This is a genomic window from Stenotrophomonas sp. TWI377 (assembly GCF_039674525.1).
GTDB lineage: Bacteria > Pseudomonadota > Gammaproteobacteria > Xanthomonadales > Xanthomonadaceae > Stenotrophomonas.
This window is the reverse complement of record NZ_JBDJNT010000014.1, coordinates 105,822-120,359: the sequence shown is the minus strand read 5'-3', so window position 1 is coordinate 120,359 and position 14,538 is coordinate 105,822. Positions and strand designations below refer to the sequence as shown.

General features: G+C 67.0%; 9 protein-coding genes. 2 read left to right on the top strand and 7 right to left on the bottom strand.

The genetic code is table 11. The annotated features are described in order from the left end of the window. Positions 1-185: 185 nt before the first annotated feature. The 3 genes from ABE546_RS13255 to ABE546_RS13245 all read right to left on the bottom strand — a co-directional run bounded on the left by ABE546_RS13255 (position 186) and on the right by ABE546_RS13245 (position 5,619). On the bottom strand, positions 186-1,487 hold the full coding sequence (locus tag ABE546_RS13255) for an aminotransferase class I/II-fold pyridoxal phosphate-dependent enzyme (RefSeq protein ID WP_313212521.1): 1,302 nt from the start codon (positions 1,485-1,487) through the stop codon (positions 186-188). Between the two features lie 124 nt (positions 1,488-1,611). Further along, on the bottom strand, positions 1,612-4,197 hold the full coding sequence (clpB, locus tag ABE546_RS13250) for an ATP-dependent chaperone ClpB (protein ID WP_346464015.1): 2,586 nt from the start codon (positions 4,195-4,197) through the stop codon (positions 1,612-1,614). Between the two features lie 105 nt (positions 4,198-4,302). Continuing rightward, a complete protein-coding gene (locus ABE546_RS13245) occupies positions 4,303-5,619 on the bottom strand; it encodes a retropepsin-like aspartic protease (RefSeq protein WP_346464014.1) in 1,317 nt (438 codons plus the stop codon). A gap of 114 nt (positions 5,620-5,733) precedes the next feature. Between ABE546_RS13245 and ABE546_RS13240 the strand changes: the two genes are divergently transcribed. Next, positions 5,734-6,444 (top strand): glutathione S-transferase, encoded by a 711-nt coding sequence (locus ABE546_RS13240; RefSeq protein ID WP_346464013.1) that lies wholly within the window; start codon positions 5,734-5,736, stop codon positions 6,442-6,444. Positions 6,445-6,723: 279 nt separating this feature from the next. Here the strand turns inward: ABE546_RS13240 and ABE546_RS13235 are convergent, their stop codons facing one another. From ABE546_RS13235 to ABE546_RS13220, 4 genes are all read right to left on the bottom strand, one after another. Next, the gene (locus ABE546_RS13235; RefSeq protein ID WP_313212525.1) at positions 6,724-8,322 is read right to left on the bottom strand and encodes a hypothetical protein; all 1,599 of its coding nucleotides are present in this window, start codon (positions 8,320-8,322) and stop codon (positions 6,724-6,726) included. Between the two features lie 203 nt (positions 8,323-8,525). Further along, positions 8,526-10,247, bottom strand: a complete 1,722-nt coding sequence (locus ABE546_RS13230) for a thiamine pyrophosphate-dependent enzyme (RefSeq protein ID WP_313212526.1) — start codon at positions 10,245-10,247, stop codon at positions 8,526-8,528. Positions 10,248-10,331: 84 nt separating this feature from the next. Beyond that, positions 10,332-11,192, bottom strand: a complete 861-nt coding sequence (locus tag ABE546_RS13225) for an SH3 domain-containing protein (protein ID WP_346464012.1) — start codon at positions 11,190-11,192, stop codon at positions 10,332-10,334. A gap of 35 nt (positions 11,193-11,227) precedes the next feature. Further along, positions 11,228-11,710: a DUF3574 domain-containing protein gene (locus ABE546_RS13220; protein ID WP_313212528.1), complete on the bottom strand. Its 483-nt coding sequence runs from the start codon at positions 11,708-11,710 to the stop codon at positions 11,228-11,230. Positions 11,711-11,950: 240 nt separating this feature from the next. Here ABE546_RS13220 and ABE546_RS13215 point away from each other — a divergent pair, with 240 nt between their 5' ends. Next, a complete protein-coding gene (locus ABE546_RS13215; protein WP_346464011.1) occupies positions 11,951-14,401 on the top strand; it encodes a TonB-dependent receptor in 2,451 nt (816 codons plus the stop codon). The last annotated feature ends 137 nt before the right edge of the window (positions 14,402-14,538 follow it).

The window sequence follows — 14,538 nt, the reverse complement described above, 5'->3', positions numbered from 1 at the left end:
GCTGTGGGGGGATGGTCAGCCGATCCTACCCCGGCCGGTCGAGCCACGCCAGGCGTGGGTGCTTCTTCTTCGGGCGCCGCGCAGCCACGCTTGGCGTGGCTCTACCCCCATGCCGGAGAATTCCATGGCGCCATGGCAAGACCCCCACGGCGGCCGGCCCGCACCGGCCGCCGTGGGGCCTGCCACTACGCCTTGGCCAACGCCTGCTCCAGATCCGCCAGCAGGTCGTCGATGTGCTCGATGCCCACCGACAAACGCACGGTGTCTTCGCTGACCCCCGCCTTCTCCAGTTCGGCCGCATCCAGCTGCCGGTGCGTGGTCGAGGCGGGATGCGTGGCCAGGGATTTGGCATCCCCGAGGTTCACCAGGCGGGTGAACAGCTGCAGTGCATCCAGGAAGCGCGCGCCGGCAGCGCGCCCACCGGGCAGGCCAAAGGTCAGCACGCCGGAGCCGTGGCCGCGCAGGTACTTCTGCACCAGCGCATGCTCGGGGTGGTCGGGCAGCGCGGCGTAGTTGACCCACGCCACCTTGGCATGGCCCTGCAGGTGCCTGGCAACCGCCAGGGTGTTGGCGTTGATGCGGTCCAGCCGCAGTGCCAGCGTCTCGATGCCCTGCAGGATCAGGAAGGAATTGAACGGTGAGATCGCAGCGCCGGTATTGCGCAGCGGAACCACCCGCGCGCGGCCGATGTAGGCGGCCGGCCCGAGTGCGTCTGTGTAGACCACGCCGTGGTAGCTCACGTCCGGCTCGTTCAAGCGGCGGAAGCGCTGCTTGTGCTCCGCCCAGGGGAAGCGCCCGGAATCCACGATCGCCCCGCCCAGGCTGGTGCCATGGCCCCCGAGGTACTTGGTCAGCGAATGCACGACGATGTCCGCGCCAAAATCGAACGAGCGCTGCAGGTACGGTGTCGCCACCGTGTTGTCCACGATCAGCGGCACGCCATGTGCATGCGCGATCTTCGCCACCGCTTCGATGTCGGTGATGTTGCCACGCGGGTTGCCGATGGATTCGACGAACACGGCCTTGGTGCGGTCATCGATCAGCGCGCCGAACGCCTGCGGATCGCGGTAGTCGGCAAAGCGCGTGTCGATCCCGAACTGCGGCAGCGTGTGCGCGAACAGGTTGTAGGTGCCGCCGTACAGGGCACTGGCCGAGACGATGTTGTCGCCGGCCTCGGCGATGGTCTGGATCGCGTAGGTGATCGCGGCCTGGCCCGAGGCCAGTGCGAGCGCACCGATGCCACCTTCGAGCGCCGCGATGCGCTGCTCCAGCACATCGGTGGTCGGGTTCATGATGCGGGTGTAGATGTTGCCCGGCACCTTCAGGTCGAACAGGTCCGCGCCATGCTGGGTGTCATCGAAGGCGTAGGCCACGGTCTGGTAGATCGGCACCGCCACCGCGCGGGTGGTGGGGTCAGGCCGGTAACCGCCATGCACCGCGATGGTCTCCGCGCGCCACTGTGATTCGGGACTGCCGTGTTCGGACATAGCGCATCGTCTCCAGGTGAATGCCGACGATACCGAACAAAAAACCCCCGCCGAAGCGGGGGTTCATGCCAAACATGCATGGCGTGAGGCCCAACGGTTATCAGGCCGCCGGTGCGCGCGGGGCTCAGCCCTTCACGAACACCAGCTTGCCTTCGGCCGCATCGACCCGGATCACATCGCCGTTGAGGAACTCGCCGGAGAGGATCTTCTGCGCCAGCGGGTTCTCCAGCTGCGACTGGATCGCACGCTTGAGCGGGCGGGCGCCGTAGACCGGATCGAAACCGACGTTGCCCAGCAGCTGGAAGGCCTCGTCGCTGACCTCGATACGCAGGCCACGCTCGGCCAGGCGCTTTTCCAGCCCCTGCATCTGGATGCGGGCGATCTGCTTGATCTGCACCTTGTCCAGCGGATGGAACACGACGATGTCGTCCAGGCGGTTGATGAATTCCGGGCGGAAGTGCGCCTGCACCACCCCCATCACCGCCGCCTTCATCTGCGTGTAGGCCTCCGGGCTGTCATCGCTGCTCATGTCCTGGATCTGGTGCGAGCCCAGGTTGGAGGTCATCACGATGACGGTGTTGCGGAAGTCCACCGTGCGGCCCTGGCCATCGGTCAGGCGACCGTCGTCGAGCACCTGCAGCAGGATGTTGAACACATCCGGATGCGCCTTCTCCACTTCGTCCAGCAGGATCAGCGAGTACGGGCGACGGCGCACCGCCTCGGTGAGGTAGCCGCCTTCTTCGTAGCCCACATACCCCGGGGGCGCACCGATCAGGCGCGCGACGCTGTGCTTCTCCATGAACTCGCTCATGTCGATGCGGATCATCGCGTCGCTGCTGTCGAACAGGAATTCGGCCAGCGCCTTGCACAGTTCAGTCTTGCCCACGCCGGTCGGCCCCAGGAACAGGAACGAGCCGCTCGGGCGATCCGGATCGGACAGGCCCGCACGCGAGCGCCGCACCGCATCGGAGACCACCTTGATCGCCTCTTCCTGGCCAACCACGCGGTTGTGCAGCATGTCTTCCATGCGCAGCAGCTTGTCGCGCTCGCCTTCCAGCATGCGATTGACCGGGATGCCGGTCCAACGCGAGACCACTTCGGCGATTTCTTCGGCGGTGACCCGATCCTGCACCAGCTTGAACTCGCTGGTTTCCACTTCCTGCGCGGCCGCGAGCTGCTTCTCCAGCTGCGGCAGCTGCCCGTACTGGATCTCGCTCATGCGGCCGAAATCCTGGCGGCGCTGCGCCGATTCCAGCTCCAGCTTGGCCTGTTCGATCTGTTCCTTGATCCGCGTCGCGCCCTGCAGCGTTGCCTTCTCCGACTTCCAGATTTCGTTGAGGTCGGAGAACTCGCGCTCCAGCGTATCGATGTCGTTTTCAAGATCGGCCAGGCGCTGCCGGGAGGCATCGTCCTTCTCCTTCTTGAGCATTTCACGCTGGATCTTGAGCTGGATCAGGCGCCGTTCCAGGCGGTCCAGCTCTTCCGGCTTGGAGTCGATCTCCATGCGGATGCGCGAGGCGGCCTCGTCCATCAGGTCGATGGCCTTGTCGGGCAGCTGGCGGTCGGCGATGTAACGGTGCGAGAGCGTGGCCGCCGCGACGATCGCCGGGTCGGTGATTTCCACGCCATGGTGCACGGCGTACTTTTCCTTCAGCCCGCGCAGGATCGCGATGGTGTCTTCCACGCTCGGCTCGCCGACCAGCACCTTCTGGAAGCGGCGTTCCAGCGCAGCATCCTTTTCGATGTACTTGCGGTATTCGTCCAGGGTGGTCGCACCGACGCAGTGCAGTTCACCGCGCGCGAGCGCCGGCTTGAGCATGTTGCCGGCGTCCATCGCGCCATCGGCCTTGCCCGCACCGACCATGGTGTGCAGCTCGTCGATGAACAGGATCACCTGCCCTTCGCTCTTGGCCAGGTCGTTGAGCACGCCCTTGAGGCGCTCTTCGAACTCACCGCGGAACTTGGCGCCGGCGATCAGCGCGCCCATGTCCAGCGAGAGCACGCGCTTGCCACGCAGGCCTTCGGGCACTTCGTCGTTGATGATGCGCTGGGCCAGGCCTTCCACGATGGCGGTCTTGCCCACGCCGGGTTCGCCGATCAGCACCGGGTTGTTCTTGGTGCGGCGCTGCAGGACCTGGATGGTGCGACGGATTTCCTCATCGCGGCCGATCACCGGATCCAGCTTGCCGCTCTCGGCCCGCGCGGTCAGGTCGATGGTGTACTTCTCCAGCGCCTGGCGCTGGTCTTCGGCGTTTTCCGACTGCACGGTCTCGCCGCCGCGGACCTTGTCGATCGCGGTCTCGATCTTCTTCCTGTCGGCACCGGCGGCGCGCAGCGCCATGCCCAGGGTGCCGCCATCGTCCACCGCAGCCAGCACGAACCACTCGCTGGCGATGAAGGCATCGCCGTGCTGCTGGGCCAGCTTGTCGGTGTTGTTGAGCAGCCGGTTCAGATCGTTGCCGATCGACAGGTTGCCTTCCTGCCCGGAGACCTTGGGCAGGGCCTCCAGGGTTTCATTCAAGCGTTCGCGCAATACCGGCACGTTGACGCCGGCCTGGGCCAGCAGCGGGCGCGTGCTGCCGCCCTGCTGGTCCAGCAGCGCGCTGAACACGTGCACCGGTTCGATGATGTTGTGGTCGCGGCCCACGGCCAACGACTGCGCGTCGGCCAGCGCCTGCTGGAAACGCGAGGTGAGCTTGTCCATCCGCATGTTCTTGTCCTCGATGTAAACGGGGCTGGCCGTGCCAGCACTGTCCCTGAAATGCGGTTACGGGGGCGTGTTTCAAGGGTGGATGAGATGCCGATTCAGGGTTCGTCAGGCCGTCGGTGGACGGGCCAGGAGCGATGGTTCGGCCGGCTGCGGGACCAGGCAGCCGAGCGCGGCGGGCAGGTCCAGTGCCACGGTGTAGCCCCCGGTGACGCCGTAGCCGATCCGCCACGACGACGGGAACAGATCCGGTGGCTGGAACGCGATATCCACGGCAATGTCGCTCAACGTATCGGTGACCTGCAGTGGCGTGCTGGCGGGCGCGTACTCGATGTCCTCCGCACCGCGCGTGGTGATCACGTTCCTGCGCTGGATCGCGGCGGCCGGCACCGACGAGCGCGGCGCACCACGCATCTGGAAGGCCCCATGGAAGCCCGTATCGACCAGCATCAGGTTGTTCTCGCGGCCCCGGATCGGAAAGCGGACCTGCTGGAAGGGCCCCCACAGCGAGGAGGTGAAGACCGTCCGCCGCGTGCACGCTGCCGGTGTCCGTGCGCCCAGCAGCGTCAGCGTTTCACGCGAGAGGGTGATCCGTCCCAGCGCGCGCAGCACGTCCAGGCCGATCAGGTTGAGCTCGCGCGCCGCCTCGCTGTTGAACGACACATCACGCACCCGCTGCCCCCCCACCTCGATATCGATCGGTGCCACCAGGCCAGCCTGCTGGATATCGCCCTCGACGATGCGCGACACCACGAAGCCCTCGGTGACCGCCAGGCCGAGCGACTCGGCCAGCGCGCGGCTGATGTGCGAGCGCGGGGCCCCGGTATCGACGATGAAAGCGGCCTCGTGGGCGACCGGCCTGCCCTCGCGCGTGCCGTGCAGCGTGAGGGTGACCGAGGGCAGCTCATTGCGGAACTGGATCGGCACCGCCACGTCCTGCGCCCGCTCGGCTGCGGGCAGCGCGCTGCGCGGCCATGTGGTGAAGGACGCAAACACCGGCCGGGTGACATCGGGTACTTCATCGCCGGCCCGGAGCATCGGCACGATGGTGCGCTGGTAGTCCTCGCGCACGCGCAGCATCAGGCGCGCCCATCCAGCGATATCACCCTCGATCAGCGCATTGCCCGCGAGGGTGGATTCGCACAGGAACGCCAGCCCCTGCAGCGCGGGCGGTGCATCGCGGGTTTCATCCAGGCACTGGCGTGCGGCACGGTTGGAAGCGGCCAGCTCGCCACGGACACGATGGTAGCCCGCTGCACCGAGGTGCCGGCGTGGACCGGATGCGCCGCTCATCGCACGCAACGTGGTCAGTTCCGCACGCAGCACCGCATCGCTGTAGCCGAACCCATCGTGCAGTGCCACCGGATCGGCCGCCACCGTGGCGGGCAACACTGCCACGCACATGCCCAGGACCCACTTCCGCATCGCGTACTCCCATCAACATCCCCGCTCGACCCTAGCACGGGAACCACGCTGCGCTCACGCCTGCTTTCGGCAGCACGGGCCATGCTGGAGGCCGGTTCCATACGGAGTGGCGGCATGCATTACGAACTGTATTACTGGACCGGCATCCAGGGCCGCGGCGAGTTCGTGCGGCTGGCGCTGGAGGATGCCGGCGCGGGCTACACCGATATGGCGCGCGTCCATGGCGATGCGGTAATGCAGCCGTACCTGCAGGGCAAGGTTGAAGGCCTGCAGCCATTCGCTCCCCCGTTTCTGCGTACCGGCCGGCAGGTGATCGCCCAGGTCGGCGCGATCCTGGACCACCTGGGCCCGGAACTAGGCCTCGTCCCGGATGCCAGCTCACGGCGGCAGCAGGCACTCCAGCTGCAATTGACCATCGCCGATCTGGTCGCCGAGGTCCACGACACCCACCATCCGATCGCGATGTCGGCGTACTACGAGGATCAGAAGCACGAAGCCAACGCGCGCGCCGCGTCGATGCGCGGCGAGCGCATGCCCAAGTTCCTGGGCTATTTCGAGAACGTGCTCAAGCACAACGGCGGGCGGCACCCGCTGCGGGAGCATTCGTACGTGGATCTCTCCCTGTTCCAGCTGCTGAGCGGGCTGGAGTACATGTTCCCGCGCCGCATGCAGGCGCTGTGGTCGACGCTGCCACACCTGCGTGCATTGAAGGACCGGGTGGAAACCCGGCCCAACATCGCCGCCTATCTCGCCTCCGAACGGCGCCTGGCGTTCAACACCAACGGCATCTTCCGGCACTACCCCGAGCTGGATGGCGAAGCGTGATCCCTCGCCGGCCCGCCTCCACCGGTAGCTCACGACTGTTGCCACCCGGTAGCTCACGACCGTTGCCACCCGGTAGCTCACGACCGTTGCCACCCGGTAGCTCACGACCGTTGCCACCCGGTAGCTCACGACCGTTGGTCGTGAGCGCAGGTTTGGTCGTGAGCCGGTAGTGCCGGCCGCTGGCCGGCTCCGCAGCGGACCGGCCCATTCGGTAGCTCACGACCGTGGGTCGTGAGCGCAAGGAAAAGCAGCCGGCCAGCGGCCGGCACTACCGGGGCGTTACGTCCGCTCCGCAGGCTGCTTCTGCAGCGACAACAGCGCCAGCAACCCGGCCAGCGCCACATAGGCGCCGGTGAACTGCCAGCTGATGATCTTCGGCAGTCCTTCCAACTGCCACGGCAGGTAGATCCCACCGCGGGGGTCCACCGAGTGGATCAGGCCGAACAGCGTCAGCGCCGCAGCCACCAGCAGGAATCCGGAGGCGCGCAGCAGCTTCCCGTCGATCATCGCCACCACCGCCGCGATCCACAGCATCGAGGTGATGATGAAGCCATTGCCCAGGGTAAAGATCACCGCCAGCTCCGGCAGGCCATGCCCGTCCAGGGTGGAGGTCATCGCCGCCAGCTGTTCCGGTGCGATCCAGCCCGGGGCCTTGATCGCCAGCAGGTACGCCACCGAGGGCAGGAAGCCCAGCACCATCGCGCCGGCGTGCTCGCGCGGCGTGGCCTGGAAGGCCTGGGTGGTGATGTCGATCGCCACGTACACGATGATCGGTGCCAGCACGGCCAGCGGTAGCCACTGCACCAGCCCGGAGATCACGCCCAGCATGCCGCCGATGCCGACGAACAGGCCCGTCAGCAGCGTGTAACCGCTGCGTGCGCCCATGTGCTTGTAGGCCGGCTGGCCGATGTACGGCGTGGTCTGCGCTACACCGCCGCAGAAGCCCGCCACCAGCGTGGCGATGGCTTCCACCAGCAGGATGTCGCGGGTGCGGTAATCGTCACCGGCCGCGCGCGCGCTCTCCGAGACGTTGATGCCGCCCACCACCATCAGCAGGCCGAACGGCAGCAGCAGCGGCAGGTAGGTGATCGCGGTCGGCAGGCCGTCGATGAAGCCCAGCGTCGGCCACGGCAGCACCACCTGCGGCGGCACCCACTCGGGCACCTTGAAGCCCGGTGCGCCCAGCCCGGCAAGCCCGAGGCCGTAATACAGGATCGTGCCGAACACGAACGCGACCAGCACGCCGGGGGCGCGGATCGGCAGCGTGCGCTTGGCGATCAGCACGTACAGCAGCAGGCCCAGCGTGACGAAGCCGACGATCGGCGAGCGCAGCGTTTCCAGCAGCGGCAGAAAGCCCATCAGCACGATCGCGATACCGGCGATGGAGCCGAGCAGCGAGGCACGCGGCAGTGCGCGGGTGACCGCTTCGCCGAAGAACGACAGGATCACCTTCAGCACGCCCATGATCACCAGCGAGGCCATGCCCAGCTGCCAGGTGGCGATGGCGGCATCGTGCGGTGCCAAGCCCTGCCCTTTGAAGGCGAGGAAGGCCGGGCCGAGCACCAGCAGCGCCATGCCGATGCTGGTCGGCGCATCCAGGCCGAGCGGCATCGCGGTGACATCGTCACGGCCGGTGCGCGCCGCCAGGCGCCGGGCCATCCACGTGTAGAGCACGTTGCCGACCAGCACGCCAAAGGCGGTGCCCGGGAACATGCGGCCGAACACCACATCGGCCGGGAACTGGAAGATGCCGACCAGCGCCATCGCGATGAAGCCGAGGATCGACAGATTGTCGACCACCAGACCGAAGAAGCCGTTGAGATCGCCGGCAACGAACCAGCGGGGGCGTCCGGTGGGGACGGGAGCAGTGGCGGACATGCGCAGGGCGGCCGTGGGGAGGGGGTAGCCGATGGTAGGGCCTCCCCGCCCCCAGTAACAGGCGCATGAATGGAACGCCGGGAAACGTCCGCCGATGGAACGCGTCACCGTGCGGTAGTGCCGGCCGCTGGCCGGCTCCCTCGGGATGCTCCATGCAATGGCGGGAGCCGGCCAGCGGCCGGCACTACCCCATGGCGTGAGGATCAGGGCTTGTTGAGGAAGTTGTTGGCCAGCAGGTCCCGCACATCCCCGACCCGCCCGCTCAGCAGCGCCTTGGCGGCGTACAGGGCAGTACCGGCCACCTGCTTGGCTTCCACCTGCGGCGGCATCACCAGTTCGGTCGGGCTGGTGTGCACGTCCAGCAGCGCCGGGCCGGGATGGGCCAGGATGTCCTGCACGGCCTGCTCCAGGTCTTCCGAGCGCGTGACCGTGCGCCCGTAGAAGCCGATCACCTCGGCCAGCCGGCCGAAATCGGGGTTTTTCAGGTCGGTGTAGTTGTCCAGCAGGCCTTCGACCTTCTGCTCCAGCTCCACGAAGTTCAGCGAGCTGTTGTTGTAGACCACCACCTTGATCGGCAGGTTTTCCTGCACGGCGGTGAGCAGGTCGCCGAGCAGCATCGCCAGGCCACCATCACCGGACAGCGAGATCACCTGCCGGCCCGGGTAGGCCTTCTGCAGGCCCAGCGCCTGCGGCATCGCGTTGGCCATCGTGCCGTGCAGCAGGCTGGTCAGCGTGCGGCGGCGACCATTGACGCGGATATGGCGCAGGATCCAGACCATCGGCGAGCCGCCGTCAGCGGTGAACAAGGCATCGTCGGCGGCATGCCGGTCGATCAGTGCCGTCAGGTGCTGCGGGTGGATCAGCTCACCCTCGCCCGGCTGCTCTTCCTTGGCCCGCGTGGCCAGCGCCTTTTCGCGATGCTCCTGGCATTCGTCCAGGAAGCTGCGGTCCTCGCGCTCGGGCAGCAACGGCAGCAGCGCCTCCAGGGTCGGGCCGATATCGCCCACCACGCCCAGGTTCACCGGGTGACGGCGGCCAAGATGGCTGCCATCGCGATCCACCTGGATCAGCGTGGCCTTGTCCGGGTAGTACTGGCCCCACGCGAAGTCCGCACCGAGCAGCAGCAGCGTGTCGCAGGCCATCAGCGTGTGATACCCGGATTCGATGCCGAAGATGCCGGTCATGCCCATGTTGTACGGGTTGTCGTACTCCACGAAATCCTTCGCGCGCGAGGTATGCGCGATCGGCGCCTTGAGCCGGGCGCCGAGGGCGACCAGCGCATCGTGCGCATGCTCGCAGCCAGCGCCGGCGTAGATGCCGATCCGCTTGCCCTCGCCGATCAGCGCGGCGATGCGCTGCAGTTCGTCGTCCGAGGGGCGCAACACCGGCTGGGTGTAGTGCACCGAGAACGGCACATCGTGCTTGACCTCGGCTTCGCTGATGTCGGCGGGCAGAATCACCACCGCCACCCCGCGGCGGCTGATCGCCGCCTGGCAGGCAAGGGTCACTACGCGGCGCGCCTGCTCGGCGCTCTGTACCTGTTCGCAGAACACACTGCAGCTGCCATACACCGCCTTGAAATCGACTTCCTGCGGGAACTCCATACCCAGTTCGGCGGTGACCACCTGGCTGGCGATCAGCACCATCGGTGCGCGGTTGCGGTTGGTCTCGAACACGCCGTTGATGAAATGCAGGCCACCGGGGCCGCACGAGCCGGCGCAGGCGGTGAGCTGCCCGCTGATCAACGACTCGGCACCGGCGGCAAATGCGGCCACTTCCTCATGGCGCATGTGCACCCACTCGATCTCGCTGTGGTGGATGGCATCGGTGACGTAGTTGAGGGTATCGCCGACGATGCCGTAACAGTGACGGACACCGGCGGCCTGCAGGGTTTCAACCACGATCTCGGCAACGCGCTTGCTCATGACATGCTTCCACGACGAGGGGGAAGGGTCAGCCTAGTCCCGGGCAAGTGACACTCATGTAGGTTTATCCGTGGCAGCGCGCGATCACGGCTGCGTGTTCACCCAGCCCAGCACCGCGCCCCGCGTGGGATTGTCATAACGCACCTGCACCCAGCCATCGCGCTCATCAAGCAGTTCCACGCGGTCATCGCGTACCAGATACCGCTGGGTCGTGGCATCACCGGGCTGGCTGTACAGGGGCAGCCGCGCCACCATCACATGACCGGAAATGCGCCGCAGCGGCGACCCGGCACGCGGCGTCTCCAGGCCATCGTCGATGGCGGTCTCCAGCACGTTGCCGTCAGGATCAAAGGTGCTCCAGACCGCCAGCGGACCGCTGTCGGCGGTCTGCTTGATGAACACGTAAGGCTCGAGCACATCGTCGAGCATCAGCAGGCGCTCGGCGCGGTACAGATACAGGCGCGCACCGTCGTAGCGGTACTGGTCCACGTACCACATCGGGCCACCGCGGCAGCTGCTGCTCAGGGTGCGCGTCGTTGCATCCACGGTCAGGCCCATCAGGCCACCGCATTGCGCGCCTTCTGTGGAGATCGGCTCCAATGCGACCAGTTGCTGTCGCGCCGGATCAAAGCGATACACCGCCACCGCTTCGTTGACCATGCCGACCGAGGCACGCGCCACCAGCTCCGGGTGGCCATCGAAATCGACGTCCTCCGCCGACAGGCGCACGTTGCCATCCGCATCGGCCACGCCCGGCAGCACCTGACGCTTGCCCGATGGTGCCAGCACGACAGCGATGCCGCCGCCGTCCTGCAGCGTCGCCTGCGCCTGCACGCCGGCGGCCACCTCCAGCTGAAGCCGGGCTTGGTCGGCATCCTGCGCGTGCGCGCACGTTGCCGCCAGGCCCAACAACAGCGCGGCCAGCATCGCATCCCTGTGTTTCATCATCGCTCCGTGCAGCGCCACCGCGGCGCCCTGGCTCAGAACGATACTTCAACCGCCTGCTGTGCCCACAGCACCGATTGGTGCCCGGTCGCCTGCTTCCACGCCAGCCGGATCGCTTCGATATCGGCGCGGCGCTGCGGGGTGTTCTCGTGCAGGACCACCAGCACCTTGGTGCGCAGGCGATTCGGCTCGGGCGCACCGCGGAACAGCCACTGGCCGTAGGCGTCGAACACGGTCAGGCCGTCCGGGAAGCGCGGCGTGACGTCCTTGTCGAGGAAGGCGCGCCACTGCGCGTCACTGATGCCCTCGGTCTGCGGGCGGTCGGCCACGCCGGTTTCTTCGCCCACGCCGAAGTACAGCTCGCTGCGGACCCAGCCGGCGGCGGCATCCGGGCGCGCGGCGTCGCCCTGCAGGGTGGCCGTGGCGGTGGCGGGCGGGGTCGGCTTGGCGGCCGGGGCGGCAGTGGCACAGCCGCTGGTGGCCAGGACCAGGGCAAACAGAATGGCGCGGAACGACATGGACAACTCTCCGGAAACACAGGGACAGGCAGGGGAAGGAGCGTGCCGGACATCCGGGTCCGGCGCAGATCGCCAACGGCTATCTGCTGATAACCACCCCAATGGGACTTGCATCACACAGGGACATCACGCGAAGATAATATATCGCTTCATCCGGATGGATTGGTAGTGCCGGCCATGGGTCGCAACGCCAGCCCCCCCTCCCCCGTTCCTCCCCCTCGTCGTTCTGCTGGAGTCCGCATGTCCCGTCCGTCCGCGTCGCGCCTTGGCCTTGCCATCGCGCTCGTCCTCTCCTCCCCCCTGCTGGCCCAGGACGTACTTGCGCAGGACGCGCCGAACACCGCCAAAACGCTGGACACCGTGATCGTCACCGGCACCCGCGCCGTGGACCGGACCGTGCTGGAATCCACCTCGCCGGTGGACGTGCTCACCGCCGAGGACATCCGCAAGGCCGGTGTGGTCAATGGCGAACTGGGCAGCGCGCTGCAGGCGCTGCTGCCCTCGTTCAACTTCCCGCGCCAGTCCAACTCGGGCGGTGCCGACCACATCCGCGCCGCCCAGCTGCGCGGGCTCTCGCCCGACCAGGTGCTGGTGCTGGTCAACGGCAAGCGCCGCCACAGCAGCGCGCTGGTCAACACCGACAGCAAGATCGGCAAGGGCACCACCCCGGTCGACTTCAACGCGATCCCGGTCAGCGCGATCAAGCGCATCGAGGTGCTGCGCGATGGCGCCGGCGCGCTGTATGGCTCGGATGCGGTGGCCGGCGTGATCAACGTGATCCTGGATGACGCTCCGGAAGGTGGCGCGTTCGAAGCCAGCTTCGGCGCCAACCACACCGATCTCAAGCCGATCGACCGCACCCTCACCGATGGCCAGACCAGCTACGCCAGCGCCAAGGTCGGCACCGCGCTGGGTGACAACGGCGGCTTCCTGCGGGTCGGCCTGGAGCTGAAGAATCACGAGGGCACCAACCGCGCCGGCTTCGACCAGATTCCGCCGTGGGACCAGACCCCGACCAACCTGGCCCTGCAGGGCAAGCGCAACTACGCGCTCGGCGATGGCAAGACCAAGGATCTGAACGCCTGGTACAACGCGCAGCTGCCGTTCGGTGAGACCTCCACCTTCTACAGCTTCGCCACCTTCAACCAGCGCGACAGCGAAGGCGCGAACTACTTCCGCTACCCGGACAGCGACGCCAACTGGGCGCAGATCTACCCCAACGGCTACCGCCCGATCTCCGAAGGCGAGAACCGCGACGTGCAGGCCGTGGCCGGCGCGAAGGGCCAGTGGGGCGAGTGGAACTACGACGCGAGCCTGGATTACGGCGTCAACACGTTCACCTACCGCCTGCGCAACTCGCTCAACGCCTCGCTGGGCCCGACCAGCCCGACCCGCTTCAAGACCGGCGACTACCGCAATGAACTGACGGTGGCGAACTTCGACCTCGGCCGCGTGTTCTCGCAGGGCGACAGCATCACCCACAGCCTGGGCCTGGGCCTGGAAGCGCGCCGCGACCATTACCAAACCCGCCCCGGTGACCCGAGCAGCTATGCTGCCGGCCCGTTCACGGATCGCCCGACCGGCTCGCAGGCCGGTGGCGGCCTGACCCCGCAGGATGCCACCTCGCTGTCGCGCGATGTCGCCAGTGCTTACGCCAGCCTCTCCAGCCAGTTCGGCGAGCACTTCTCCAGCGATCTGGCGGCGCGCTACGAGCACAGCGATGACTTCGGCGGTGAGCTCACCGGCAAGCTCGGTCTGCGCTATGAATTCACCCCGGCCTTCGCGCTGCGCGGTGCGATCTCCAACAACTTCCGTGCCCCGTCGCTGGCGCAGATCGGCTACGAATCCACCTCCACCGGTTACAACGCCGCCGGCCAGCTGGTGCAGGGCCGCGTGCTGTCGGTCAACAATCCGATCGCGCGTGGGCTGGGTGCCACCGATCTGAAGCCGGAGAAGTCGCTCAACACCAGCCTGGGCTTCACCAGCCGCATCGGCGACCACTTCGATGTCTCGCTGGACTTCTTCCAGATCGACATCGATGACCGCATCGCGCTGTCGGAGAGCATCACCGGTGATGCGTTGACCGACTACGTGCAGCAGCAGTTCGGCGTGGCCGGCCTGCAGAGCGCCAGCTTCTTCGTCAACGCCGCCGATACCCGCACCCGCGGTGCGGAACTGGTGAGCAACTGGCGGCAGTCGCTGGGTGGCGGCGAACTGGTGCTGACTGGCACCTATGCCTATACCAAGACCACGCTGAAGAACGTGCTCGCCACGCCGCCGGGCCTGCTCGCGCTGGATCCGGATTACGTGCTGTTCGGCGTGGAAGAAACCAATACGCTGACCGATGCCACGCCGCGCACCCGCGCTGCCCTGGCCGCCAGCTGGGCCGATGATCATTGGTCGTTGACCAGCCGTCTGAGCCGCTATGGCAGCGTGACCCGTGTGTTCAACTTCGGCGATGGCTACATCCCGCGCCAGACCTACGGCGCCGAGTGGCAGCTGGATGCCGAAGTGGAGTACAAGATCACCCCGCAGTGGAGCGTGGCGGTGGGTGGGCAGAACCTGACCGACAATTACTCGGATCTGTCCAACGACGACATCTACTACTTCGGTAACCTGCCGTACGACGTGCTGTCACCGATCGGCAGCAATGGCGCGTATTACTACGGGCGCGTGCGGTATACGTTCTGATGGGGCAGCCGACCAACGGTCGGCTCTACCGGAGGGGTGCAGCCGACCAACGGTCGGCTCTACCGGTGGTGAATGGGGAGGACGCGTGCGTGATGCCATGACCTGGCGATCACATCCACGCTGGCATGTTGCTCAAC

Bases quoted from the DNA above. Each gene is read 5' to 3' on its own strand.
- ABE546_RS13225 (WP_346464012.1), bottom strand. From the start codon at position 11,192: ATGAAACACAGGGATGCGATGCTGGCCGCGCTGTTGTTGGGCCTGGCG.
- ABE546_RS13220 (WP_313212528.1), bottom strand. From the start codon at position 11,710: ATGTCGTTCCGCGCCATTCTGTTTGCCCTGGTCCTGGCCACCAGCGGC.
- ABE546_RS13255 (WP_313212521.1), bottom strand. From the start codon at position 1,487: ATGTCCGAACACGGCAGTCCCGAATCACAGTGGCGCGCGGAGACCATC.
- clpB (WP_346464015.1), bottom strand. From the start codon at position 4,197: ATGCGGATGGACAAGCTCACCTCGCGTTTCCAGCAGGCGCTGGCCGAC.
- ABE546_RS13230 (WP_313212526.1), bottom strand. From the start codon at position 10,247: ATGAGCAAGCGCGTTGCCGAGATCGTGGTTGAAACCCTGCAGGCCGCC.
- ABE546_RS13215 (WP_346464011.1), top strand. From the start codon at position 11,951: ATGTCCCGTCCGTCCGCGTCGCGCCTTGGCCTTGCCATCGCGCTCGTC.
- ABE546_RS13245 (WP_346464014.1), bottom strand. From the start codon at position 5,619: ATGCGGAAGTGGGTCCTGGGCATGTGCGTGGCAGTGTTGCCCGCCACG.
- ABE546_RS13235 (WP_313212525.1), bottom strand. From the start codon at position 8,322: ATGTCCGCCACTGCTCCCGTCCCCACCGGACGCCCCCGCTGGTTCGTT.
- ABE546_RS13240 (WP_346464013.1), top strand. From the start codon at position 5,734: ATGCATTACGAACTGTATTACTGGACCGGCATCCAGGGCCGCGGCGAG.